17 protein-coding genes are annotated in these 21,414 nt (G+C 61.5%); 8 read left to right on the plus strand and 9 right to left on the minus strand.

The window, feature by feature from the left end; genetic code table 11:
• Positions 1-12 precede the first annotated feature (12 nt).
• From wecC to HBO19_RS14650, 3 genes are all read right to left on the minus strand, one after another.
• Positions 13-1,275: a UDP-N-acetyl-D-mannosamine dehydrogenase gene (gene wecC, locus HBO19_RS14640; RefSeq protein ID WP_170043333.1), complete on the minus strand. Its 1,263-nt coding sequence runs from the start codon at positions 1,273-1,275 to the stop codon at positions 13-15.
• Positions 1,272-2,411, minus strand: coding sequence for a UDP-N-acetylglucosamine 2-epimerase (non-hydrolyzing) (gene wecB, locus HBO19_RS14645; protein WP_169954196.1), 1,140 nt, complete (start codon positions 2,409-2,411; stop codon positions 1,272-1,274). The genes wecC and wecB overlap by 4 nt, the downstream gene beginning before the upstream one ends.
• 219 nt (positions 2,412-2,630) lie before the next feature.
• On the minus strand, positions 2,631-3,425 hold the full coding sequence (locus tag HBO19_RS14650) for a CPBP family intramembrane glutamic endopeptidase (RefSeq protein ID WP_169954195.1): 795 nt from the start codon (positions 3,423-3,425) through the stop codon (positions 2,631-2,633).
• Between the two features lie 258 nt (positions 3,426-3,683).
• On the opposite strand from HBO19_RS14650, the gene HBO19_RS14655 reads away from it, so the two are divergent.
• Positions 3,684-4,091, plus strand: coding sequence for an ester cyclase (locus HBO19_RS14655; protein ID WP_169954194.1), 408 nt, complete (start codon positions 3,684-3,686; stop codon positions 4,089-4,091).
• Positions 4,092-4,142: 51 nt separating this feature from the next.
• Here the strand turns inward: HBO19_RS14655 and acnA are convergent, their stop codons facing one another.
• Positions 4,143-6,884, minus strand: coding sequence for an aconitate hydratase AcnA (gene acnA, locus HBO19_RS14660; protein ID WP_170043335.1), 2,742 nt, complete (start codon positions 6,882-6,884; stop codon positions 4,143-4,145).
• Positions 6,885-7,074: 190 nt separating this feature from the next.
• Between acnA and rlmM the strand changes: the two genes are divergently transcribed.
• Both rlmM and tusA read left to right on the plus strand, forming a co-directional pair.
• Positions 7,075-8,148, plus strand: coding sequence for a 23S rRNA (cytidine(2498)-2'-O)-methyltransferase RlmM (rlmM, locus tag HBO19_RS14665; RefSeq protein ID WP_029300064.1), 1,074 nt, complete (start codon positions 7,075-7,077; stop codon positions 8,146-8,148).
• 143 nt (positions 8,149-8,291) lie between these two features.
• On the plus strand, positions 8,292-8,543 hold the full coding sequence (tusA, locus tag HBO19_RS14670; protein WP_076961259.1) for a sulfurtransferase TusA: 252 nt from the start codon (positions 8,292-8,294) through the stop codon (positions 8,541-8,543).
• On the opposite strand, the gene HBO19_RS14675 is transcribed toward tusA, so the two are convergent.
• Entirely contained in the window at positions 8,540-9,925 is a 1,386-nt protein-coding gene (locus HBO19_RS14675; protein ID WP_169954292.1) for an MATE family efflux transporter, read from the minus strand. The genes tusA and HBO19_RS14675 overlap by 4 nt on opposite strands.
• 142 nt (positions 9,926-10,067) lie before the next feature.
• Between HBO19_RS14675 and pdxB the strand changes: the two genes are divergently transcribed.
• On the plus strand, positions 10,068-11,210 hold the full coding sequence (gene pdxB / locus HBO19_RS14680) for a 4-phosphoerythronate dehydrogenase PdxB (protein ID WP_170057748.1): 1,143 nt from the start codon (positions 10,068-10,070) through the stop codon (positions 11,208-11,210).
• Positions 11,211-11,273: 63 nt separating this feature from the next.
• On the opposite strand, the gene HBO19_RS14685 is transcribed toward pdxB, so the two are convergent.
• Positions 11,274-11,447, minus strand: coding sequence for a PA1571 family protein (locus HBO19_RS14685; protein ID WP_029300072.1), 174 nt, complete (start codon positions 11,445-11,447; stop codon positions 11,274-11,276).
• Positions 11,448-11,692: 245 nt separating this feature from the next.
• Here HBO19_RS14685 and HBO19_RS14690 point away from each other — a divergent pair, with 245 nt between their 5' ends.
• Positions 11,693-13,462, plus strand: coding sequence for an ABC transporter transmembrane domain-containing protein (locus tag HBO19_RS14690; protein ID WP_169954281.1), 1,770 nt, complete (start codon positions 11,693-11,695; stop codon positions 13,460-13,462).
• 48 nt (positions 13,463-13,510) lie between these two features.
• Here HBO19_RS14690 and HBO19_RS14695 read toward each other — a convergent pair whose 3' ends face one another.
• On the minus strand, positions 13,511-15,439 hold the full coding sequence (locus HBO19_RS14695) for a transglycosylase SLT domain-containing protein (RefSeq protein ID WP_169954291.1): 1,929 nt from the start codon (positions 15,437-15,439) through the stop codon (positions 13,511-13,513).
• A gap of 212 nt (positions 15,440-15,651) precedes the next feature.
• Between HBO19_RS14695 and HBO19_RS14700 the strand changes: the two genes are divergently transcribed.
• Positions 15,652-17,568, plus strand: a complete 1,917-nt coding sequence (locus HBO19_RS14700; protein WP_170057749.1) for an ATP-binding cassette domain-containing protein — start codon at positions 15,652-15,654, stop codon at positions 17,566-17,568.
• Between the two features lie 178 nt (positions 17,569-17,746).
• Here the strand turns inward: HBO19_RS14700 and HBO19_RS14705 are convergent, their stop codons facing one another.
• Positions 17,747-18,184: a universal stress protein gene (locus tag HBO19_RS14705; RefSeq protein ID WP_169954187.1), complete on the minus strand. Its 438-nt coding sequence runs from the start codon at positions 18,182-18,184 to the stop codon at positions 17,747-17,749.
• 105 nt (positions 18,185-18,289) lie between these two features.
• Between HBO19_RS14705 and HBO19_RS14710 the strand changes: the two genes are divergently transcribed.
• Positions 18,290-18,727: a hypothetical protein gene (locus tag HBO19_RS14710; protein ID WP_169954186.1), complete on the plus strand. Its 438-nt coding sequence runs from the start codon at positions 18,290-18,292 to the stop codon at positions 18,725-18,727.
• Between the two features lie 173 nt (positions 18,728-18,900).
• Here HBO19_RS14710 and HBO19_RS14715 read toward each other — a convergent pair whose 3' ends face one another.
• The gene (locus HBO19_RS14715) at positions 18,901-19,242 is read right to left on the minus strand and encodes a hypothetical protein (RefSeq protein ID WP_170057750.1); all 342 of its coding nucleotides are present in this window, start codon (positions 19,240-19,242) and stop codon (positions 18,901-18,903) included.
• Positions 19,243-19,259: 17 nt separating this feature from the next.
• On the opposite strand from HBO19_RS14715, the gene fadB reads away from it, so the two are divergent.
• Positions 19,260-21,407 (plus strand): fatty acid oxidation complex subunit alpha FadB, encoded by a 2,148-nt coding sequence (fadB, locus tag HBO19_RS14720; protein ID WP_029300084.1) that lies wholly within the window; start codon positions 19,260-19,262, stop codon positions 21,405-21,407.
• Positions 21,408-21,414 lie beyond the last annotated feature (7 nt).

Genomic DNA, 21,414 nt, shown 5'->3' on the forward strand with positions numbered 1-21,414 from the left:
TATCGGTACCTCTCAGGCTGCCAGCACGCCGGCAGCATCAATCACCAGAAGGCCATCGCGCAGGGCGGGCATCGAGACGAACTCGCGGTGCCTGACCAGCAACACATGAATCTGTGCGCGCTCGAGGGCGTCGACGGTGTCGGTCAGCGAGTGCATGGCCATGTCGGCGGGCAGCGCCTCGATGTTGGGCTCCACCAGCAGCAGCTTGACCCCCAGTTCCTGGCCCAGTTGCCGGGCGATACTCAAGGCCGGGCTTTCACGCAAATCATCGATATCGGCCTTGAATGCCAGGCCATAGCAGGCAATGCGCACGCTGCCGGCCTGCAGGTCGGTACGCTTGAGCAGCAGGGATGCCAGCGCCAGCTTGACCTGCTGGATCACCCACTGCGGCTTATGCTCATTGACCTCCCGCGCCGTGCGGATCAAGCGCGCCAGGTCCGGGCTCTTGCTGACGATGAACCACGGGTCGACGGCAATGCAGTGCCCGCCCACACCCGGCCCTGGCTGGAGGATGTTCACCCGTGGGTGATGGTTGGCCAGGCGAATCAGCTCCCAGGGGTTGATCTTCAACTGTGCGCAGATCATTGAAAGCTCATTGGCAAAGGCGATATTGACGTCGCGAAAGCTGTTTTCCGTGAGCTTGCACATCTCTGCCGTGCGTGCGTCGGTCTCGATGCATTGGCCTTTGACGAATGTCCGGTACAACTGGGTGGCGGCCGCCGAGCACGCCGGCGTCAGGCCGCCGATGATCCGGTCATTGCTCACCAGCTCGCGCAGTACATGGCCCGGCAACACACGCTCCGGGCAGTGGGCAACGCGGATATCACTGGTTTGGCCGTGGGTCGCCGGGAAGGTCAGGTCGGGTCGTGCCCGGGCGAGCCACTGGGCCATGCGCTCGGTAGTGCCCACTGGTGAGGTGGATTCGAGGACGACCAGGTCGTGTTTTTTCAGCACCGGAGCCAGGGCTTCGATAGCGGCCCGGATGTAGCTCAGGTCAGGTTCATGGTTGCCCGTGAACGGCGTGGGAACGGCGATCAGGAACGCCTCGGCAGGCTCCACCGTAGTGGTTGCCCGTAGGTAGCCTTGGGTGATCACCCCGTGGACCAGCAGCTCCAGCTCGGGCTCGACAATATGCACGGCTCCGCGATTGATGATGTCCACGGTGCGCTGGTTGATATCCACGCCGATCACCTGCTTTTTGCGCGAGGCAAAAATGGCCGCGGTGGGCAGGCCAATGTAGCCCAGGCCCATGACGCAAATCTTCTCGACATTCATGCAGCGGCCTCGCTTTTTTGCGGCAGGTCCAGCAACGCAGCCCGGATACGCACGCAAGCATTCCCGTCGCCATAAGGGTTATGGGCGATGCTCATTTGCCGATAGGCGGCCTCGTTCTCCAGCAACTGGTTAAGGTGGTGGGTGATGCAACTGACCTCGGTGCCGACCAGCCTGACGGTGCCTGCCGCGACAGCCTCGGGGCGCTCGGTGGTATCGCGCATCACCAGTACCGGCTTGCCCAGGGCGGGCGCTTCCTCCTGGATGCCGCCCGAGTCGGTGAGGATCAGGTAGGCGCGGGTCATCAGGTACACGAAGGGCAGGTAATCCTGCGGGGCGATCAGGTACACATTGTCGATCCCGGCCAACAGGCGTTTTACCGGCTTCTGCACATTGGGGTTCAGGTGCATCGGGTAAACAAAGGCCACCTCTGGAAAGCACCGGGCGCTGTCTGCCAGGGCCTGGCAGATACGCTCCAGACCCTCGCCAAAGTTTTCCCGGCGATGCCCGGTTACCAGCACCATGCGTTGCCCCTTGGGCAGGAACGAAAACTGTCGATCAAGCCGGGCGCGCATCGGCATCAGCTTCTCTACCACGCTGAGCAGCGCATCAATCACGGTATTGCCCGTGACATGGATCCTGTCCGGGGCCACGCCTTCCTTGAGCAGGTTTTGCCGGGAGGTTTGCGTGGGGGCAAAGTGCAGCGTCGCCAGGCTGCCGGTCAGGCGTCGATTGCCTTCCTCCGGCCAGGGTGAATACAGGTCGTTGGTACGCAGCCCGGCCTCGATGTGGGCAATCGGGATCTGCCGGTAATAGGCCGCCAGGCTGGCAGCGAAGGTGGTAGCGGTGTCGCCATGGACCAGGATCACATCCGGCTTGAAGTCATCCAGCACTGCCTGGAGCCCCTGGATGATGGCCGTGGTCACATCTGTCAGGTTTTGCCCGGCTTTCATGATGTTCAGGTCATAGTCCGGCACCAGTTCAAACAGCTCGAGAACTTGATCCAGCATCTCGCGGTGCTGCGCGGTGACGCACACTCTCGAGTCGAAATGGGCATCGCTTGCCAGTTGGATCGCCAGCGGTGCCATTTTAATGGCCTCCGGGCGAGTGCCGAAGATGGACAGGGTCTTGAGAGGCATGGGCGTGGGTTCTTATTGGATGCCTGACACACAGGCGTGGGTTGCCTCATCGCAACCCCGGCAATTGAAACGCTGCTGGTTGGGTGAGTACGAAAGCTCCTAGGCATTCTGCCGAACGGGGGGAGGGGCGACCACTGACCGTCCGGCTAGGTTTTATCGAGCGCCGAACACACAAAAGCCGCCCGAAGGCGGCTTTTGTGTTCAGTGCAGAGGGACTGCTCAGCCCGCCAGCATCGGGTAGGTAAACAAGCCGAAATGCAGGAGGTTCAAGCCAAAGTGCGTGGCAATCGCTGCGCCCAGGCCGCCGAAGCGGTAGGCCAGGCCGTACCCCGCGCCGGCGATACTGGCCAGCAGCACCCACTGCCAACCCGCGCCCACATGCACCAGGCCAAACAGCAGCGAAGCCAGTAGCAAGGCGAGGTTTTCGCCGTAGGGCAGTTGTTTGAAGCGCCGGCTCAGGCCGCCCTGGATGTAGCCGCGAAACAGTGCCTCCTCAACCAGGGTCACCAGCAACAGGTTGTTCAACACCCAGAGCCAGGCCTGGTCCGGCCATTTGGGGGCCCAACTGATGATGCCCAGCAGTACCGCACCGCCAAGGGCGGCGATGGTGGTCAGGGTCAAGGCCAGGGCCGTGGCGTAGATCGACAGGCGCAACGGGCGGCGAGCGACGATCCACGGGCAGGCGAGCAGCAGCCAGAAGCCGATCAGCGGCTTGTCCTGGTTCAGGTACATCGAGAAGGGCACGGCATCGGCCGTGAAGCGCTGTGGGTCGATGCCGCGACCGTTGTAGAAACCGGGCAGCCAGTGCATCGCCAGGCCCAGGGCCAATACGATGAACAGGCCATGGCCGAGGTAGCGGGCCCAGGGGATGTGTTGTTGGCGCACGGCATACCCGGCGCCCCCCAGTAAACCGACCGATACCAGCGCCAGCAACCCCAGTTGTCCATAGGTCAGGGCCAGCGCATAGCCAATCGAAAGAAGCGCCAGGTACAGCCAGGGTAAAGCAGCAAACATGAGAAGTCCTTGTGACGGTCAAGCGGGCGCTCAGTATTAATCGGCGCCCAGGAATCAGCGGCCGATTATACGGAGCGCCATTGATCACTTAAATGAAAAAACCGCCATCTGGACATTGGTTGGATGGCGCGGAGGCAACTAAGCTTTTTTCACGCTTACGAACAGAGGGAGTATCTGCTCAGCAGGAGTTGAAGGTGTATCTGTCAGGCGGAGTATGCAGCGCAAGAGGCGTGTTCCCGACTTTCAGAGGCTTTTACAATGAATGATCATCAACTGATTAAAGAATGGGCCGACGCATGGTCCACTTCTTCCAAACAGCGATTTCTCGCGATCTTTGCAGATGATTGCATTTACGAGGATGTCGCGGCTGAAATGAAAATGAAGGGAAAACCCGAGTTAGGCGGGTTTTTCGACTTGATCAGGCAAGCCTTGCCGGACTTCAAGGTGTTCGAGGAAGTGATCAGCCTGGGAGAGGGCGGCGGCACTATTCAATGGCATATGACAGGCACGCACAAAGGGACGTTGTTTGATCGGGCTGCAACCCATAAAGAGATTTTGGTTCGCGGGGTGTGCGTGATTAAAACCGCCAATAGTAAAATCATCGAGTGCACGGATTACTACAATATGGCCACGTTGTTCAAACAACTGGGATTTAAAGACCAATAAACCTGTGCTGAACAAACAGCACACCCCTCAGCGAGAGGTGTGCTGCGCGGTTTACGAAGCGATCAGTTGACGCAGTACATAGTGCAGAATCCCACCCGCCTTGAAGTATTCAACTTCATTGAGGGTGTCGATCCGGCACAGCACCTCGACCTTCTCGCTGCGGCCATCCTCGCGGGTAATCACCAGCGTCAGGTTCATCCGTGGCTCGATCTGGGCATCGGTCAGGCCGAGAATGTCGATCTTCTCCTTACCGGTCAGTTGCAGCGCCTTGCGGTTCTGGTCCAGCTTGAACTGCAGCGGCAGCACGCCCATGCCCACCAGGTTGGAGCGGTGGATGCGCTCGAAGCTCTCGGCAATCACCGCCTTGACCCCCAGCAGGTTGGTGCCCTTGGCGGCCCAGTCGCGGCTGGAGCCAGTGCCGTATTCCTGGCCGGCGATCACCACCAGTGGCGTGCCGGACGCCTGGTACTTCATGGCCGCATCGTAGATCGGCATCTTCTCGCCGGTGGGAATGTAGAGGGTGTTGCCCCCTTCTTCGCCGCCAAGCATTTCGTTGCGGATACGGATGTTGGCGAAGGTACCGCGCATCATCACTTCATGGTTGCCACGGCGCGAGCCGTAGGAGTTGAAGTCCCGCGGTTCCACGCCCTGTTCGCGCAGGTAACGGCCGGCCGGGCTGTCGGCCTTGATATTGCCGGCCGGGGAGATGTGGTCGGTGGTTACCGAGTCGCCAAGCAGGGCCAGGATATTGGCGCCCTGCACATCCTTGATCACCGGCAGCGGCCCGGCGATGTCATCGAAGAACGGCGGGTGCTGGATATAGGTGGAGTCTTTTTGCCACACATAGGTCGCGGCCTGCGGCACTTCAATGGCTTGCCACTGTGCGTCACCGGCGAACACCTCGGCGTATTCCTTGTGGAACATGCTGGTGCTGACCTGGGCCACCGCGTCGGCGATCTCCTGGCTGCTGGGCCAGATATCGCGCAGGTAGACCGGCGCACCATCCTTGCCGGTGCCCAGGGGCTCGCTGCTGATATCAATGCGCACGGTCCCGGCCAGGGCATAGGCCACCACCAGCGGCGGCGAGGCCAGCCAGTTGGTTTTCACCAGCGGATGCACGCGGCCCTCGAAGTTACGGTTGCCGGACAGCACCGACGCCACGGTCAGGTCGGCTTTCTGGATGGCTTTCTCGATAGGCTCGGGCAATGGCCCGGAGTTGCCGATGCAGGTGGTACAGCCATAACCCACCAGGTCGAAGCCCAATTGGTCCAGGTAGGGGGTCAGGCCGGCGGCGTTGTAGTAGTCGGTGACCACCTTGGAGCCAGGCGCCAGCGAGCTTTTTACCCAGGGCTTGCGGCTCAGGCCCTTTTCCACGGCTTTTTTCGCGACCAGGCCTGCAGCCATCATCACGCTGGGGTTGGAGGTGTTGGTGCAGGAGGTGATCGCGGCGATCACCACCGCGCCGTTTTTCAGGCGATAGGTCTGGCCTTCAAAGTCGTAGTCGGCTTCACCCACCAGGTCGGCGTTACCCACCGCGACACCGCCGCCGCCTTCACTTTCCAGGCGACCTTCTTCCTTGCTGGCAGGTTTGAACTGCAAGTCGAGGAAGTCAGTGAACGCCTGGCTCACATCCGGCAGCGAGACTCGGTCCTGCGGGCGTTTGGGCCCGGCCAGGCTGGCTTCTACGGTGCCCATGTCGAGGGCCAGGCTGTCGGTGAACACTGGTTCTTCACCGGCATTGCGCCACAGGCCCTGGGCCTTGGTGTACGCCTCGACCAGCTTGACGGTGGCCGCAGGCCGGCCCGACAGGCGCAAGTAGTCCAGGGTCACCTCATCGACGGGGAAAAAGCCGCAGGTGGCGCCGTATTCCGGGGCCATGTTGGCGATGGTCGCGCGGTCGGCCAGGGGCAGGTCGGCGAGGCCGTCGCCATAGAACTCGACGAATTTACCCACCACGCCTTTTTTACGCAGCATTTGCGTGACCGTCAGCACCAGGTCGGTGGCGGTGATGCCTTCTTTCAATTTGCCAGTGAGCTTGAAGCCGATCACTTCCGGGATGAGCATCGACACCGGCTGGCCGAGCATCGCCGCTTCCGCCTCGATCCCGCCCACGCCCCAGCCCAGGACGCCGAGGCCGTTGATCATGGTGGTGTGGGAATCGGTGCCCACCAGGGTGTCCGGGAAGGCGTAGGTGCGGCCGTCCTCGTCCTTGGTCCACACCGTGCGGCCCAGGTATTCCAGGTTGACCTGGTGACAGATGCCGGTCCCCGGTGGTACCACGCTGAAATTATCAAAGGCGCTCTGGCCCCAGCGCAGGAACGCATAGCGTTCACCGTTGCGCTGCATTTCGATATCGACGTTTTGCTCGAAGGCGTCGGCGTTGCCGAACTTGTCGACCATCACCGAGTGGTCAATCACCAGGTCCACCGGCGACAACGGGTTGATGCGCTGCGGATCGCCACCGGCCTTGGCCACGGCGGCGCGCATGGCGGCCAGGTCGACCACGGCGGGTACGCCGGTAAAGTCCTGCATCAGTACCCGGGCCGGGCGGTACTGGATCTCGCGGTCGGAGCGACGCTCCTTGAGCCAGGCGGCCAGCGCCTTGAGATCGGCGCCGGTGACGGTTTTTTCGTCCTCCCAGCGCAGCAGGTTTTCCAGCAGCACCTTGAGGGACATCGGCAACTTGTCCAGGTCACCCAGGCTCTTGGCGGCTTCGGGCAAGCTGAAGTAGTGGTAGGTCTTACTGTCGATTTGCAGGGTCTTAAGGGTTCTCAGGCTATCAACGGATGACATTACATGACTCCTTATGGTCCGCACGGCTACGGACCTGACGGGACGAACAGAGCTTTCAACTTAGCCCTGTTTTCAGTAGCAGGCTAATAACTGGACTCTATGGACAAGTCCAAGGTTCCGAACTCAGCTATCATGCGCGCGTTTTCATGACAGGCATTGCGATAGAGCAAGCCAGTTGCCAGGAGATTCAATGAACACCCTTTTTATGCACTGCCGCCCGGGTTTTGAAGGCGAAGTCTGTTCCGAGATCGCGGAACACGCCGCGCGCCTGAACGTTTCCGGCTATGCCAAGGCCAAGACCGGCAGCGCCTGCGCCGAATTTGTCTGCACCGAAGAAGACGGCGCCCAGCGCCTGATGCGCGGCCAACGCTTTGCCGAGCTGATCTTCCCAAGGCAGTGGGCGCGTGGGGTGTTCATCGACTTGCCAGAGACCGACCGCATCAGCGTGATCCTCGCGCACCTGCGCGATTTCCCGGTGTGCGGCAGCCTGTGGCTGGAAATGGTCGATACCAACGACGGCAAGGAACTGTCGAACTTCTGCAAGAAATTCGAAGTGCACCTGCGCAAGGCCCTGCTGGCCGCCGGCAAACTGGTCGAAGACCCGAGCAAGCCGCGCCTGCTGCTGACCTTCAAGAGCGGCCGCGAAGTGTTCATGGGCCTGGCCGAGTCAAATAACTCGGCGATGTGGCCGATGGGCATCCCGCGCCTGAAATTCCCCCGTGACGCGCCAAGCCGCTCGACCCTCAAGCTGGAAGAGGCCTGGCACCACTTTATCCCCCGGGACCAGTGGGACGAGCGCCTGCACGGCGACATGACCGGCGTGGACCTTGGCGCAGCGCCGGGCGGCTGGACCTGGCAGTTGGTCAACCGTGGCATGCTGGTGACGGCGATCGATAACGGCCCCATGGCCGAAAGCCTGATGGACACCGGCCTGGTGCAACACCTGATGGCGGATGGGTTTACCTTCACCCCCAAGCAGCCGGTGGACTGGATGGTCTGCGATATCGTCGAGAAGCCGGCGCGCAACGCAGCCCTGCTGGAAACCTGGATTGGCGAGGGGCATTGCCGCGAAGCGGTGGTCAACCTCAAGTTGCCGATGAAACAGCGTTATGCCGAAGTGAAGCGCCTGCTGGAGCGCATCGAAGAAGGCTTCAAGGCGCGAGGCATTCGCGTGGAAATCGGTTGCAAGCAGCTGTACCACGACCGCGAGGAAGTGACCTGCCACCTGCGCCGCCTGGACGTAAAGAAACCCAAGGCCCGTTGATCCTGTGGCGGGCACCGCTCCAAAATGTGGGAGCGGGCTTGCCCGCGATAGCGTTATAACAATCGAAATCAATGTTGAATGTGCCCACGTCATCGCGGGCAGCCCGCTCCCACACAGGGGCGGATCTGTTTTCGGAGTGAAGTATGAGTCAGTTTTCGGATGTACCCGTCGACGGCACCCTCGACGCCACCGGCCTCAACTGCCCGGAACCGGTGATGATGCTGCACCAGCATATCCGCGACCTGGCACCGGGCGGCCTGCTCAAGGTCATCGCGACCGATCCCTCGACCCGTCGCGATATCCCCAAGTTCTGCGTGTTCCTGGACCATGAACTGGTAGAACAGCGCGAAGAGGCCGGTACTTACCTGTACTGGATCCGCAAGAAGCTCGCTTAAACCGCCGTGCGGATGCGCTTGCGCGCACTGCGTGCCAGGCGCACTACCAGCATCGCCGCCGCGCAACTGAGGCCGACGATCAGCCCCTGCCACAAGCCGCTCGGGCCGTTGGCCTGGCCCAGCCAGTCGGTCAGGCCCAACAAGTAACCCACCGGCAGGCCCACGCCCCAATAGGCGAACAGGGTCAGGATCATGGTCACGCGGGTGTCCTGGTAGCCACGCAGGGCGCCGGCGGCGGTCACCTGGATCGCATCGGAGAACTGGAACAGCGCCGCAAACACAATCAGCATCGCCGCCACCTGGACCACCTGCGGGTCGGCGGTGTAGATCGTGGCGATCTGCTCGCGAAACAACAGCATCAGGCTGCACGACAGGCAGGCATAAGCCAGTGCGGTGCCCATCCCCACGCCTGCGGCGAAGCGCGCTTCACGGGGTTCGCCACGGCCCAGGGCCTGGCCGACCCGCACGGTCACGGCCATGCTCAGGGAGTAGGGAATCATGAACACCAGGGAGCTGAAGTTCAGGGCGATCTGGTGCCCGGCCACCACAGTTGCGCCCAGGCTGCCGATCAGCAGGGCGATCACCGCAAAGATGCTCGACTCGGCAAACACGGCGATGCCAATCGGCAGGCCGATGCCCAGGATGCGCTTGATCACCGACCATTTCGGCCAGTCGAAGCGCTTGAACAGCTCGCTGGCTTGATAGACCGGGGCCCAGCGCGTCCAGGCGGCGAAGCCCAGCATCATTGCCCACATCACGATCCCGGTGGCCCAGCCGCAGCCCACGCCGCCCATGGCCGGCACGCCGAAATGGCCATAGATGAACACGTAGTTCAGCGGGATATTCAACGCCAGCCCGCCCAGGCCGAGGATCATGCTCGGGCGCGTGCGGCCCAGGCCGTCACTGAAACAACGCAGTACGTAATACAGCGCCACCGCCGGCATGCCCGCCGCGATGCCGTGCAGGTAGCCCATGCAGGGGGCGATCAGCTCGGGGTCGACGTTCATCGCATGCAGGATCGGCTCGGCGCTGATCAACAGCAATGCCGCGGTGCACCCCACCACCAGCGCCAGCCACAACGCCTGGCGCACCAGCGGGCCGATCTCGGTGTGGCTGCCGGCGCCAAAGCGCTGGGCGACTTTGGGGGTGGTGGCCAGCAAGGTGCCGGTCATCAACAGATACACCGGGATCCAGATGGAATTGCCCAGGGCCACCGCCGCCAGGTCCCGCGCACTCACGCGCCCGGCCATCACTGCATCGACAAACCCCATGGCAGTGGTTGCCAGTTGCCCGATCATGATCGGCAGGGCCAGCGCCAGCAGGCTGTGGACTTCCCGGCGAACGCGGGCAGGGCGGGAGAGGGGCAGAGTGGCAGTGTTCACGTGCAGATGTCCGATAAGGGGGAGCGCAGGACGGCGCATTCTACGCCTTGACGGGTAGGTCAGGAAAATACCTGTGTAGCGGATTTGTAAACGCGCCACAGGCTGGTGCCTGTACACTGCGGGTCCGCCAAAGGAGCCTGCCATGTTGATTGTTGCCGACGAAAATATCCCGCTGCTCGATGCGTTCTTTGAAGGTTTTGGCGAGATCCGCCGGGTGCCGGGCCGCGCCATCGACCGCGCCGCCATTGAACAGGCCGATGTGCTGCTGGTGCGTTCGGTGACCAACGTCAACCGGGCGCTGCTCGAAGGCACGCCGGTACGGTTTGTCGGCACGTGCACCATCGGCACCGATCACCTGGACCTCGACTACTTTCAAAAGGCCGGTATCCAATGGTCCAGCGCGCCGGGCTGCAACGCCCGTGGGGTGGTGGACTATGTGCTGGGCAGCCTGCTGACCCTGGCTGAAATCGAGGGTGCGGACCTGAACCAGCGCACCTATGGCGTCGTCGGTGCCGGTGAAGTGGGCGGGCGCCTGGTGAAGGTGCTCAGGGGCCTGGGCTGGAAGGTGCTGGTCTGCGATCCGCCCCGCCAGATTGTCGAAGACGGTGATTACGTCAGCCTTGAGCAGATCATCGAGCAATGTGATGTGATCAGCCTGCATACCCCGCTGAAAAAGTCCGGTAGTGGCTCGACCTGGCACCTGCTGGATCGCCAGCGCCTGGAGCAACTCAAGCCCGGTACCTGGCTGATCAACGCCAGCCGTGGCCCGGTGGTGGATAACACGGCGCTGCGCGAGGTGTTGCTGGAGCGCGAAGACCTGCAGGCGGTGCTGGATGTGTGGGAAGGCGAGCCTGAGGTGGATGTCGAGCTGGCCGAGTTGTGCGTGCTGGCGACCCCGCATATCGCCGGCTACAGCCTGGACGGCAAGCAGCGCGGCACGGCGCAGATCTACCAGGCGCTGTGCGCGCACCTTGGCCAGCCGGCGAGCATCCAACTGAGTGACTTGCTGCCCGAGCCTTGGCTGGCCGAGGTCAACCTGCATGCCAGCACCGACCCGGCCTGGGCCCTGGCGACGTTGTGCCGCAGCGTCTACGACCCGCGCCGTGACGATGCGGATTTTCGCCGCAGCCTGGTGGGCACTGTGGAGCAGCAGCGCAAGGCCTTCGACCTGCTGCGCAAGCATTACCCGGATCGCCGCGAGATTGACGGCTTGAAGGTGCGGATCAGCGGGGAGTCGGCGGCGTTGCACAGCCTCGTCAACGCCCTGGGCGCAAACCTTTGCTGATGTACACAGCGTAGGCATAAAAAACCCGGCCACCGGGGCCGGGTCTGAAAGAGCTGGGGCGTATCAGCCTTGCTGGGCAGGCTTGACCAGTTTCTGCTCCAGTTCGGCGCACGCGCCCTGGATCATCTCTTCGGTAATCTGCACTTCGCGGCCCTGGGCATCGATGTACGAGCAAGGCAACTGTTGTGGCTGGCGGATTACTTCAACTTTGTCAGTGCTGCTGTTTTGCAAGGACATGGCCTGTCTCCTCATCAGGTTGTGTACCTACTCTAATTCCCCCGCGTGACCGAGCTGTTACAACTCCATGGCCCGTCGACGGATCGAATGCCCAGTCCAGCAGAAATCACTTTGGATTTCCAGCCGCACTTTAGACCGATAGCCTCTAGGGCCTAGTCTTGCCGGGCATAATTAACCTGACTCATTGTGATTTACCCAAGTTCAATCCGATTGCGGTGTAGGCTTGAGGTTGTCTTCCTCAGGTGATGCTCTCCATGCTTTCAGCCCGTCAACGCCGCGCCATTCGCCTGGCCATGCGCTTTATCGCCCCCTATCGCTGGCAGGCCGTCGGCGCCTTGCTGGCGCTGATCGTCACCGCAGGCATTACGTTGTCCATGGGCCAGGGCATCCGCCTGTTGGTGGACCAGGGCTTCATGACCCAGTCGCCGCACCTGCTCAACCAGTCCATCGGTCTGTTCATGATCCTCGTGCTGGGCCTGGCGGTGGGCACGTTTGCACGCTTCTACCTGGTGTCGTGGATCGGCGAGCGGGTGGTGGCGGACATTCGCCGACAGGTGTTCAATCACCTGATCTACCTGCATCCGGGGTTCTACGAGAACAATCGCAGCTCGGAAATCCAGTCGCGCCTGACCGCCGACACCACCTTGCTGCAATCGGTGATCGGCTCATCCCTGTCGCTGTTCCTGCGCAATGCGTTGATGGTGATCGGCGGGATTGTGTTGCTGTTTATCACCAACCCCAAGCTCACCAGCATTGTGGTGGTGGCATTGCCGCTGGTGCTGGCGCCGATCCTGGTCTTTGGCCGCCGCGTGCGCAGCCTGTCGCGCCAGAGCCAGGACCGGATTGCCGACGTCGGCAGCTACGTGTCCGAGACCCTGGGCCAGATCAAGACCGTGCAGGCCTACAACCATCAGGTGCAGGATGAGCAGCGCTTCGCGGTGACGGTGGAGGAGGCGTTCACCACGGCGCGCAAACGCATCGTGCAGCGGGCCTGGCTGATCACCCTGGTGATTGTGCTGGTGCTGGGCGCTGTCGGCGTGATGCTGTGGGTGGGCGGCATGGATGTGATCGCCGGGCGCATCTCCGGCGGTGAGCTGGCGGCCTTTGTGTTCTACAGCCTGATCGTCGGCAGCGCCTTTGGCACCTTGAGCGAGGTGATCGGCGAGTTGCAACGGGCCGCCGGGGCGGCGGAGCGGATTGCCGAGCTGTTGCAGTCGAACAATGACATCCACGCGCCTGCCACGGGCGTGATCACGTTGCCGCAGCGGGTCAGTGGCCGCCTGGAGCTGCAGGATCTGTACTTTTCCTACCCGTCGCGTCCCGATCGTTTTGCCATCGAGGGCCTGAGCCTGAGTATCAAGGCCGGAGAAACCCTGGCCCTGGTCGGGCCGTCCGGGGCGGGCAAGTCCACTCTGTTCGACTTGCTGCTGCGCTTCTACGACCCGCAACAGGGGCAGGTGCTGCTCGAAGGCCAACCGCTGACCAGCCTCGATCCTTTGGACCTGCGCCGCTGTTTTGCCTTGGTGTCCCAAAGCCCGGCGCTGTTTTTTGGCAGCGTCGAAGACAACATTCGCTACGGCAACCCAAAGGCCAGTTTTGCCCAGGTCGAAGAGGCGGCGCGCATTGCCCACGCCCACGATTTCATCCTGCAAATGCCTGACGGTTACCAGACCCACCTGGGGGATGGCGGCATGGGTCTTTCTGGCGGCCAGCGCCAACGCCTGGCGATTGCCCGGGCCTTGCTGGTGGATGCGCCCATCCTGTTGCTGGACGAGGCCACCAGCGCCCTGGACGCGCAGAGTGAACACCTGATCCAGCAGGCATTACCGCAATTGATGCAGGGGCGTACCACCCTGGTGATCGCCCACCGCCTGGCCACGGTGAAAAACGCCGACCGGATTGCGGTGATGGATCAGGGGAAATTGGTGGCTGTGGGCACACATCAGCAGCTGATTGCCAGCAACCCGCTGTATGCGCGGCTGGCGGCCCTGCAATTTAGCGAAGAACCCGTGTAGGGGGGGCTGGCGATGGCGTCCGTGAGATCGCCATCGCCAGGTCGGCTCCTACAGGTCATCGAAATAACGTTCGTGCCAGTCCACCAGCGGTTGTGGTGAATTGAGCTTTTGCCCGTAGATCACCGAATAAGACAGCACGTTTTGCACATACTGGCGGGTTTCGTCGAACGGGATGCTTTCCACCCACACGTCGAAACTCAGGTGGTCCGCGCCACGCAGCCATTGGCGTACGCGCCCAGGGCCGGCGTTGTAGGCGGCGGAAGCGAGCACGCGGTTGCCGTTGAACTGGCTGTGGACCTGGCTCAGGTAGGCGGCGCCGAGCTGGATATTTTTGTCCGGGTCCAGCACCTGCTGCGGTGACGCCAGCGGGATGCTGAACTTGCGTGCGGTTTCCTTGGCGGTGGCGGGCATCAATTGCATCAGGCCGCTGGCGCCGACGCCGGAACGGGCGTCATCCATAAACGCGCTTTCCTGGCGGGTGATAGCAAACACCCAGCTCGAATGCAGGCCACGGACCTTGGCTTCACGCACCAGGGTGTCGCGGTGGGCCATGGGGAAGCGGATGTCCAGGTCGTCCCAGTACTTGGCCTGGCTGATGGTGCGGATCGCCGGGAAGTACCACTTCATGTCATAGGCGAGCTTGGCCTGGGCGACCATTTCGTCACGGTTGAAGTGACGGCTGACGTGATACCACTCGCGGCGGCCGTCGACGATCTGGCCGCGGGCATAAAACTCCAGGGCGCGGCGTACACCCGGGGTATTGCGCACCTTGTTGACCAGGGCCTGGCTCATCACCAGCGGCTGGTTATTCAGTTGATACGGGGCCTGGGAGCGGTCTGCGGCAAGGAAGCCATAAAAATCCCGCTCCTTTGCCAGGCCTTTGTACAGCACCAGCGCTTGCGGGTTCTTCGGCTCGGCCAGCTCCAGGGCACGGGCCTGCCAATAGCGCCAGCGGTTGGTGGTGGCCAGGTCCTGGGGCAGCTTGCGGGTCAACTGATAGGCATCTTCCCAGCGGGCCAGGCGCAGCAGCAGGCGCAGGCGCCATTCGGAGACGGTATTGTCACGCAGCTCCGGGTCGTATTTGGTCATCACGTCCAGGGCGCGCGGGTCGTAGCGGCGCGCCAGGGTCAGGCCGATTTCCCGGGCGATAGAGACTTTTTCGTCGCGCGAGAAGTGCATGCTGCTGGCATACCCATCCAGCAGGGCCATGGCTTGTTCCGGGTCCTGGCGCGCCAGGCGACGCAGGCCCAGGCCGACGGCGTCGGACATGGCTTCAGTGGCGGGCAGGAAGCGCGATGGGTCGCTGAGCATGGTGGGCTTTTGCGCCACATCCACCATCAGGCGGCCCTGGGCACCCAGGGTGGGCAGGGTTTTCACCAGGCTGTTGGCCAGGGGATAGTTGCGGGCCTCGGCGGCCAGCTTCGCGCGGTCCCAGATTTTCTGTTCGGTCAACTGCCCAGCGGCGGCCCACTGGCCAAAGGTGGCATCACAGGCGGCCGGTTGGGATTTGCCAGTCATCCACAGGGCTTCGGCAGTCTTGTAGCCTTCGGCCTTGAGGTTGTGGCTCAACTGGTACTGGCCATGCAGGCAGTCCAGTTCGGTGAAATTGAGCTTGGCGTCGTAGTACTTTTCAAAGGTCTGCCAATCACCACGCTCGGCCAGCCAGCGCAACCAGCGCAGCTTCATCCAGTTGGCCTGGGGCAGGTCGCCATGCTTAGCCAGGAACTGTTCGATTTCCTGGTTGTTCGCGGACTTCAGGCGAGCGGTCAGCTCGTCGTAGGCCAGGTACGGCGTCAGCGGGTAATCGGCCAGGGCCTGGCTGTATTGCATGTAGGGGCCGGTATCGCCTTTGGCCAGGGCGCGCTTGGCTTGGTCGTAATATTGGCGTTGGGTGGTCAGGTCCACTGCCTGGGCGGTCTGGACGGCGGTGGAGGAAAGAAGCAGGCAAGATAAAAAGCTGAAAAGGCGACTGCGCATGAGACGTCCGTGCAAAGAAATCAGGACTAGTGCCGGCGCCGCCGACACTGATTGCCCCTAGCTTAGCCTTTTGCCCGCAGCCGGTGAAAGCTTTGCAGGCCGCTTCGCTGAAGTTCTAAAGAAATGTCCTACAGAACGTGTCGGGCACGAAAATGCCGGCCGCTTCACCCCCCAACTCAGGTAGAATGCGCGCCCAGTTTTTGGAGAAGCGTATGACCCTGCTCAAATTCAGCGATGTGTCCCTTGCTTTCGGCGCTATGCCGTTGTTGGACAAGGTGTCCTGGCAGATCGCCCGTGGTGAGCGGGTGTGCATCATCGGCCGCAACGGCACCGGCAAGTCCAGCATGATGAAGCTGGTAAAAGGCGACCAGAAGCCCGATGACGGCTCCGTGTGGCGCGCCCCGGGCCTGAAGATCGGCGAATTGCCGCAAGAATTGCCGGTGGCCGACGAACGGACCGTGTTCGACGTGGTTGCCGAAGGCCTCGACGGCGTGGGCGCATTGCTTGCCCAATACCATCACCTGGCGCAGAACTGCGTCACCGATGCCGACCTGGATAAACTGATGCACGTCCAGCAAGACCTCGAAGCCCGTGATGGCTGGCGCTTGCAGCAATTGGTCGACAGCACCCTGAGCCGCCTGCAACTGCCGGCCGACAAGACCCTCGCCGAATTGTCCGGCGGCTGGCGTCGCCGCGTCCTGCTGGCCCAGGCCCTGGTTTCCGAGCCGGACCTGCTGCTGCTCGACGAACCGACCAACCACCTGGATATCGGCGCGATTGCCTGGCTTGAAGAAGCCCTCAAGGACTTCCAGGGCGCCGTGTTGTTCATCACGCACGACCGTTCCTTCCTGCAGAACCTCGCCACGCGCATCCTCGAACTGGATCGCGGCGGCCTGATCGACTGGAACGGCGACTACGCCAGCTTCCTCGTGCACAAAGAGGCCGCGCTGTCCGCCGAAGAAACCGCCAACGCGCTGTTCGACAAGAAACTGGCCCAGGAAGAAGTCTGGATCCGCCAGGGCATCAAGGCCCGCCGCACCCGTAACGAAGGCCGCGTACGGGCCCTGAAAGCCTTGCGTGTGGAGCGTAGCGAGCGTCGCGAACGCACTGGCAAGGCCAATATCCAGCTCGATACCGCCGACAAGTCGGGCAAGCAGGTCATGGTCCTGGAGAGCGTCAGCTTCCATCACCCGGATGGCCCGTTCCTGATCAAGGACTTCTCCATGGTCCTGCAGCGCGGCGACCGCATCGGCCTGCTGGGCGCCAACGGTACCGGCAAGACCACCTTGCTCAAGCTGATGCTCAGTGGCCTGCAACCGACCAGCGGTACCGTGGAAGAGGGCACGCGCATCGACGTGGCCTACTTCGACCAACTGCGCCACCAGTTGGACCTGGAAAAGACCGTGATCGACAACGTCGCTGAAGGCCGCGACTTTATCGACATCGACGGCCAGAGCCGCCACGTGCTGAGCTACCTGGGGGACTTCCTGTTCAGCCCGCAACGTGCGCGTACGCCGGTCAAGGCGTTGTCTGGCGGTGAGCGTGCGCGTCTGCTGCTGGCCAAGCTGTTCAGCAAGCCGGCCAACCTGCTGGTGCTCGACGAACCGACCAACGACCTCGACGTGGAAACGCTGGAGTTGTTGGAAGAGGTCCTGCTGACCTTCAACGGCACCGTGCTGATGGTCAGCCACGACCGGGCATTCCTCGACAACGTGGTCACCAGCACCCTGGTCTTCGAGGGTGAAGGCAAGGTGCGCGAATACGTCGGTGGTTACCAGGACTGGCTGCGCCAGGGCGGCTCGCCGCGCCTGCTGGGTGTGACCGAGAGCAAGTCCGGCAAGGCCGACTTGAACTCTGCGGTGGTTGCACCGGCGGCTGCTGCGCCGGTTCAAGAAGCCGCGCCGGCCGCCAAGAAGAAGCTCAGCTACAAGCTGCAGCGTGAGCTCGAAGCCCTGCCGGGTGAGATCGAGGCCAAGGAAAAGCAGATCGCTGGCGTGGAGGCCGACATGGCTGACGCGGGTTTCTACCTGCGTCCTGCGGCAGAAACGGCCAAGGTCATCGAGTCCCTTGAGAAGCTGAACCAGGAGTTGGAAGTATTGGTTGAGCGTTGGGCCGAGCTGGATGCCTGATTGATTTAGCGGCAATAAAAAACCGGCGCTCTTACGAGCCCCGGTTTTTTTATATGAAATGCATTTCAATAGGTAGGAGCTGGCTTGCCTGCGATAGCGGTATGCCAGCCACCAGATGTATCAACTGACAGACTGCTATCGCAGGCAAGCCAGCTCCTACATTTGATTTGCAGTGTTCTTACGAGCTTTTTACCAGCTTCACTGCCAGTACGTCGCAAGGCGCGCCGTGCAGTACATCGTTGGCAGTGGAGCCCAGCAGCAACGCCAAGCCGTGACGACCATGGCTGCCGACCACGATCAGGTCGCAGCTCTGTTCCTTGGCCAGGTGGTGGATTTCCTGGCGCGGCTGGCCATAGGTCAGGTGGCTTTGGTCTTTTTTCAGCGCGGGATACTTGTCAATCAGTCGGTCCAGGCGCTCCTTGGCCTGGTCGAACTGCTGCTGTTGCAATTGCGAAAGATCCATCGGCACGTCGCCGCCAAAGGCCATGGCCATGGGTTCGACGATATGCACCAGGGACAGCTTCACGGTATCGCCGGCAATGGCCACGGCGCGCTTGATCACCGGATCGCACTCTTCGGTCAGGTCCACGGCGACCAGAATATGTTCGTAAGTCATGAGGCGTTCCTCCAGGGGACTGCAATAAGTTCAGTATGGCTGCTTTCAAGCGGATGGGGTTGAGTCAGGTCAAATCCGCTCATCTAGAAATTCGGGAGTACACATATGACGGTCTGGATAGTGGTGTCAATCCTTCTAGTGGTCTTGAGCCCCCTGGCATGGTTGCGACCGTCGCGCCACCAGAGCGGGCGCATGGCCCTGCGCATGGAGGCGCGCCGCATCGGCCTGGCGATGCAATTGTCGCCCCAGGAGTGGCCGCACTGGCTCAAGCAAGAGCCGCCCAGCCCCTGTGCGCAGTACTGTCGGCCACGGCGCGGCAGCAAGCCCGCACTCTGGGTTTACTGGCAGCAGGAGCCCGGGGTGTGGGTCAACCAATGGCAGGAAACCTGCGTGGACGAGAAGTTGTTGCCGCATTTTGCAACGCTGCCGGCCAATGTCTACAAAGTGGAGGCGGACAAGCAAATGATCGCCGTGTATTGGGGTGAGAAGGGCGAGTCCAGCGACTTGCAGGCCATCAGTGCGTTACTCAAGGCCTTGGCCTGACACACCCGTAGGAACCGGCTTGCCGGCGATAGGGCCGTTGAGCACGCCATCGCCGGCAATAAAACGTAGGCAATAAAAAGCCCGACATCATCATCGGGCTGGAACTGGCCAGGCAGGCCGGTAAATCTGTAATTCGTCACGCCGCGCATTCGCACAGGCGTTCTCACATGCGGCTAGCCTAGCCGGATATCCGCCGCTGTACAGGCCGTTGCTGGCTCTTTCGCATTATTGATCAGGTGAATGCCTGCGCATTGATTAGCCTTGGCGGTTATGAAATGACTGAAAAGTCGCGTTTTTACGGCGCTTTCGGGCGATTGACAATTGCCCGGAATTGGCTGAAGGTGGCGTACCCAAATCAAACGGGCGTATGAATTGAGTGTTTGTCTGTCAGGCATCTCATACATAATCCCGACTATCGCATTGGCGGGTGTGCCTGGCGCGTTGGTATGAGCATTGACGAAGTGATCAATGCCCGACCAGGGGCCAGCGTCCGATGTGTACTGTTCAGCTTCCATATCGTGGAGATCAGTTGATGATTTACGAAGGTAAAGCCATCACGGTTAAGGCTCTTGAAAGTGGCATCGTCGAATTGAAATTCGACCTCAAGGGTGAGTCCGTCAACAAGTTCAACCGTCTAACCCTGAACGAACTGCGTCAGGCCGTAGACACCATCAAGGCTGATGCATCGATCAAGGGTGTGATCGTCTCCAGCGGCAAAGACGTGTTCATCGTCGGCGCTGACATCACCGAATTCGTCGACAACTTCAAGCTGCCCGATGCCGAGCTTGTGGCTGGCAACCTCGAAGCCAACAAGATTTTCAGCGATTTCGAAGACCTCAACGTGCCGACCGTTGCCGCGATCAATGGCATCGCTCTGGGCGGCGGTCTGGAAATGTGCCTGGCCGCGGACTTTCGCGTCATGGCCTCCAGCGCGAAAATCGGCCTGCCGGAAGTCAAGCTGGGCATCTACCCGGGCTTCGGCGGTACCGTACGCCTGCCGCGTATCATCGGTGCCGACAACGCCATCGAGTGGATTGCCGCCGGCAAGGAAAACCGTGCTGAAGACGCGCTGAAAGTCGGCGCCGTGGATGCCGTGGTTGCTCCGGACAAACTCGCAGAAGCTGCACTGAACCTGATCAAGGGCGCCATCAGCGGCGAATTTGACTACAAGGCCAAGCGTCAGCCGAAGCTGGAAAAACTCAAGCTCAACGCCATCGAACAAATGATGTCGTTCGAAACCGCCAAGGGTTTCGTCGCCGGTCAAGCGGGCCCTAACTACCCGGCCCCGGTCGAAGCGATCAAGACCATCCAGAAAGCCGCGAACTTCGGTCGCGACAAGGCCCTGGAAATCGAAGCCGCCGGCTTTGTCAAACTGGCCAAGACTTCTGCTGCGCAGAGCCTGATCGGCCTGTTCCTGAACGATCAGGAGCTGAAGAAAAAGGCCAAGGCCTACGACGAAATTGCCAAAGACGTGAAACAGGCTGCCGTCCTCGGCGCCGGGATCATGGGTGGCGGTATTGCCTATCAGTCGGCGTCCAAAGGCACACCGATCCTGATGAAAGACATCAACGAGCACGGTATCGAGCAAGGTCTGGCGGAAGCCGCCAAGCTGCTGGTAGGCCGCGTTGATAAAGGTCGCATGACCGCTGCGAAGATGGCTGAAGTGCTTAACGGCATTCGTCCTACGCTTTCCTACGGTGATTTCGGCCACGTCGACCTGGTGGTCGAAGCCGTTGTCGAGAACCCGAAGGTCAAGCAGGCGGTCCTGGCTGAAGTTGAGGCTCAGGTCAAAGAAGACACGATCCTGGCGTCCAACACCTCGACCATTTCCATCACCTTGCTGGCCAAGGCCCTCAAGCGTCCGGAAAACTTCGTCGGCATGCACTTCTTCAACCCGGTGCACATGATGCCGCTGGTAGAAGTGATCCGTGGCGAGAAGTCCAGCGAGCTGGCAGTTGCCACCACCGTTGCCTACGCCAAGAAAATGGGCAAGAACCCGATCGTGGTCAACGACTGCCCGGGCTTTTTGGTCAACCGCGTGCTGTTCCCGTACTTCGGTGGTTTCGCCAAGCTGGTCAGTGCTGGCGTGGACTTTGTGCGTATCGACAAGGTCATGGAAAAATTCGGTTGGCCAATGGGCCCGGCGTACCTGATGGACGTGGTCGGTATCGACACCGGCCACCATGGTCGCGACGTCATGGCTGAAGGCTTCCCGGACCGCATGAAAGACGACCGTCGCTCGGCTGTCGATGCGCTGTACGAAGCCAAGCGCCTGGGCCAGAAGAATGGCAAGGGTTTCTATGCCTACGAGACCGACAAGAAAGGCAAGCAGAAGAAAGTTGCCGATCCATCGGTTCACGAAGTGCTGGCGCCAATCGTCTACGAGCAGCGTGAGGTGTCCGACGAGGACATCATCAACTGGATGATGATCGCCCTGTGCCTGGAAACCGTGCGTTGCCTGGAAGATGGCATCGTCGAAACCGCTGCCGAAGCCGATATGGGCCTGGTGTACGGTATTGGCTTCCCTCCATTCCGTGGTGGTGCGCTGCGTTACATCGACTCGATCGGTGTGGCCGAGTTCGTTGCCCTGGCTGATCAGTACGCTGATCTGGGCCCGCTGTACCACCCGACCGCGAAGCTGCGCGAGATGGCCAAGAATGGCCAGAGCTTCTTCGGTTAAGTGCCCA

This window comes from Pseudomonas sp. WS 5021 (genome assembly GCF_012985535.1).
GTDB lineage: Bacteria > Pseudomonadota > Gammaproteobacteria > Pseudomonadales > Pseudomonadaceae > Aquipseudomonas.

Excerpts from the sequence above, each read along its gene's own strand:
- wecC (WP_170043333.1), bottom strand. The coding sequence starts at position 1,275 with ATGAATGTCGAGAAGATTTGCGTCATGGGCCTGGGCTACATTGGCCTG.
- wecB (WP_169954196.1), bottom strand. The coding sequence starts at position 2,411 with ATGCCTCTCAAGACCCTGTCCATCTTCGGCACTCGCCCGGAGGCCATT.
- HBO19_RS14650 (WP_169954195.1), bottom strand. The coding sequence starts at position 3,425 with ATGTTTGCTGCTTTACCCTGGCTGTACCTGGCGCTTCTTTCGATTGGC.
- HBO19_RS14655 (WP_169954194.1), top strand. The coding sequence starts at position 3,684 with ATGAATGATCATCAACTGATTAAAGAATGGGCCGACGCATGGTCCACT.
- acnA (WP_170043335.1), bottom strand. The coding sequence starts at position 6,884 with ATGTCATCCGTTGATAGCCTGAGAACCCTTAAGACCCTGCAAATCGAC.
- rlmM (WP_029300064.1), top strand. The coding sequence starts at position 7,075 with ATGAACACCCTTTTTATGCACTGCCGCCCGGGTTTTGAAGGCGAAGTC.
- tusA (WP_076961259.1), top strand. The coding sequence starts at position 8,292 with ATGAGTCAGTTTTCGGATGTACCCGTCGACGGCACCCTCGACGCCACC.
- pdxB (WP_170057748.1), top strand. The coding sequence starts at position 10,068 with ATGTTGATTGTTGCCGACGAAAATATCCCGCTGCTCGATGCGTTCTTT.
- HBO19_RS14685 (WP_029300072.1), bottom strand. The coding sequence starts at position 11,447 with ATGTCCTTGCAAAACAGCAGCACTGACAAAGTTGAAGTAATCCGCCAG.
- HBO19_RS14690 (WP_169954281.1), top strand. The coding sequence starts at position 11,693 with ATGCTCTCCATGCTTTCAGCCCGTCAACGCCGCGCCATTCGCCTGGCC.
- HBO19_RS14695 (WP_169954291.1), bottom strand. The coding sequence starts at position 15,439 with ATGCGCAGTCGCCTTTTCAGCTTTTTATCTTGCCTGCTTCTTTCCTCC.
- HBO19_RS14700 (WP_170057749.1), top strand. The coding sequence starts at position 15,652 with ATGACCCTGCTCAAATTCAGCGATGTGTCCCTTGCTTTCGGCGCTATG.
- HBO19_RS14705 (WP_169954187.1), bottom strand. The coding sequence starts at position 18,184 with ATGACTTACGAACATATTCTGGTCGCCGTGGACCTGACCGAAGAGTGC.
- HBO19_RS14710 (WP_169954186.1), top strand. The coding sequence starts at position 18,290 with ATGACGGTCTGGATAGTGGTGTCAATCCTTCTAGTGGTCTTGAGCCCC.
- HBO19_RS14715 (WP_170057750.1), bottom strand. The coding sequence starts at position 19,242 with ATGGAAGCTGAACAGTACACATCGGACGCTGGCCCCTGGTCGGGCATT.
- fadB (WP_029300084.1), top strand. The coding sequence starts at position 19,260 with ATGATTTACGAAGGTAAAGCCATCACGGTTAAGGCTCTTGAAAGTGGC.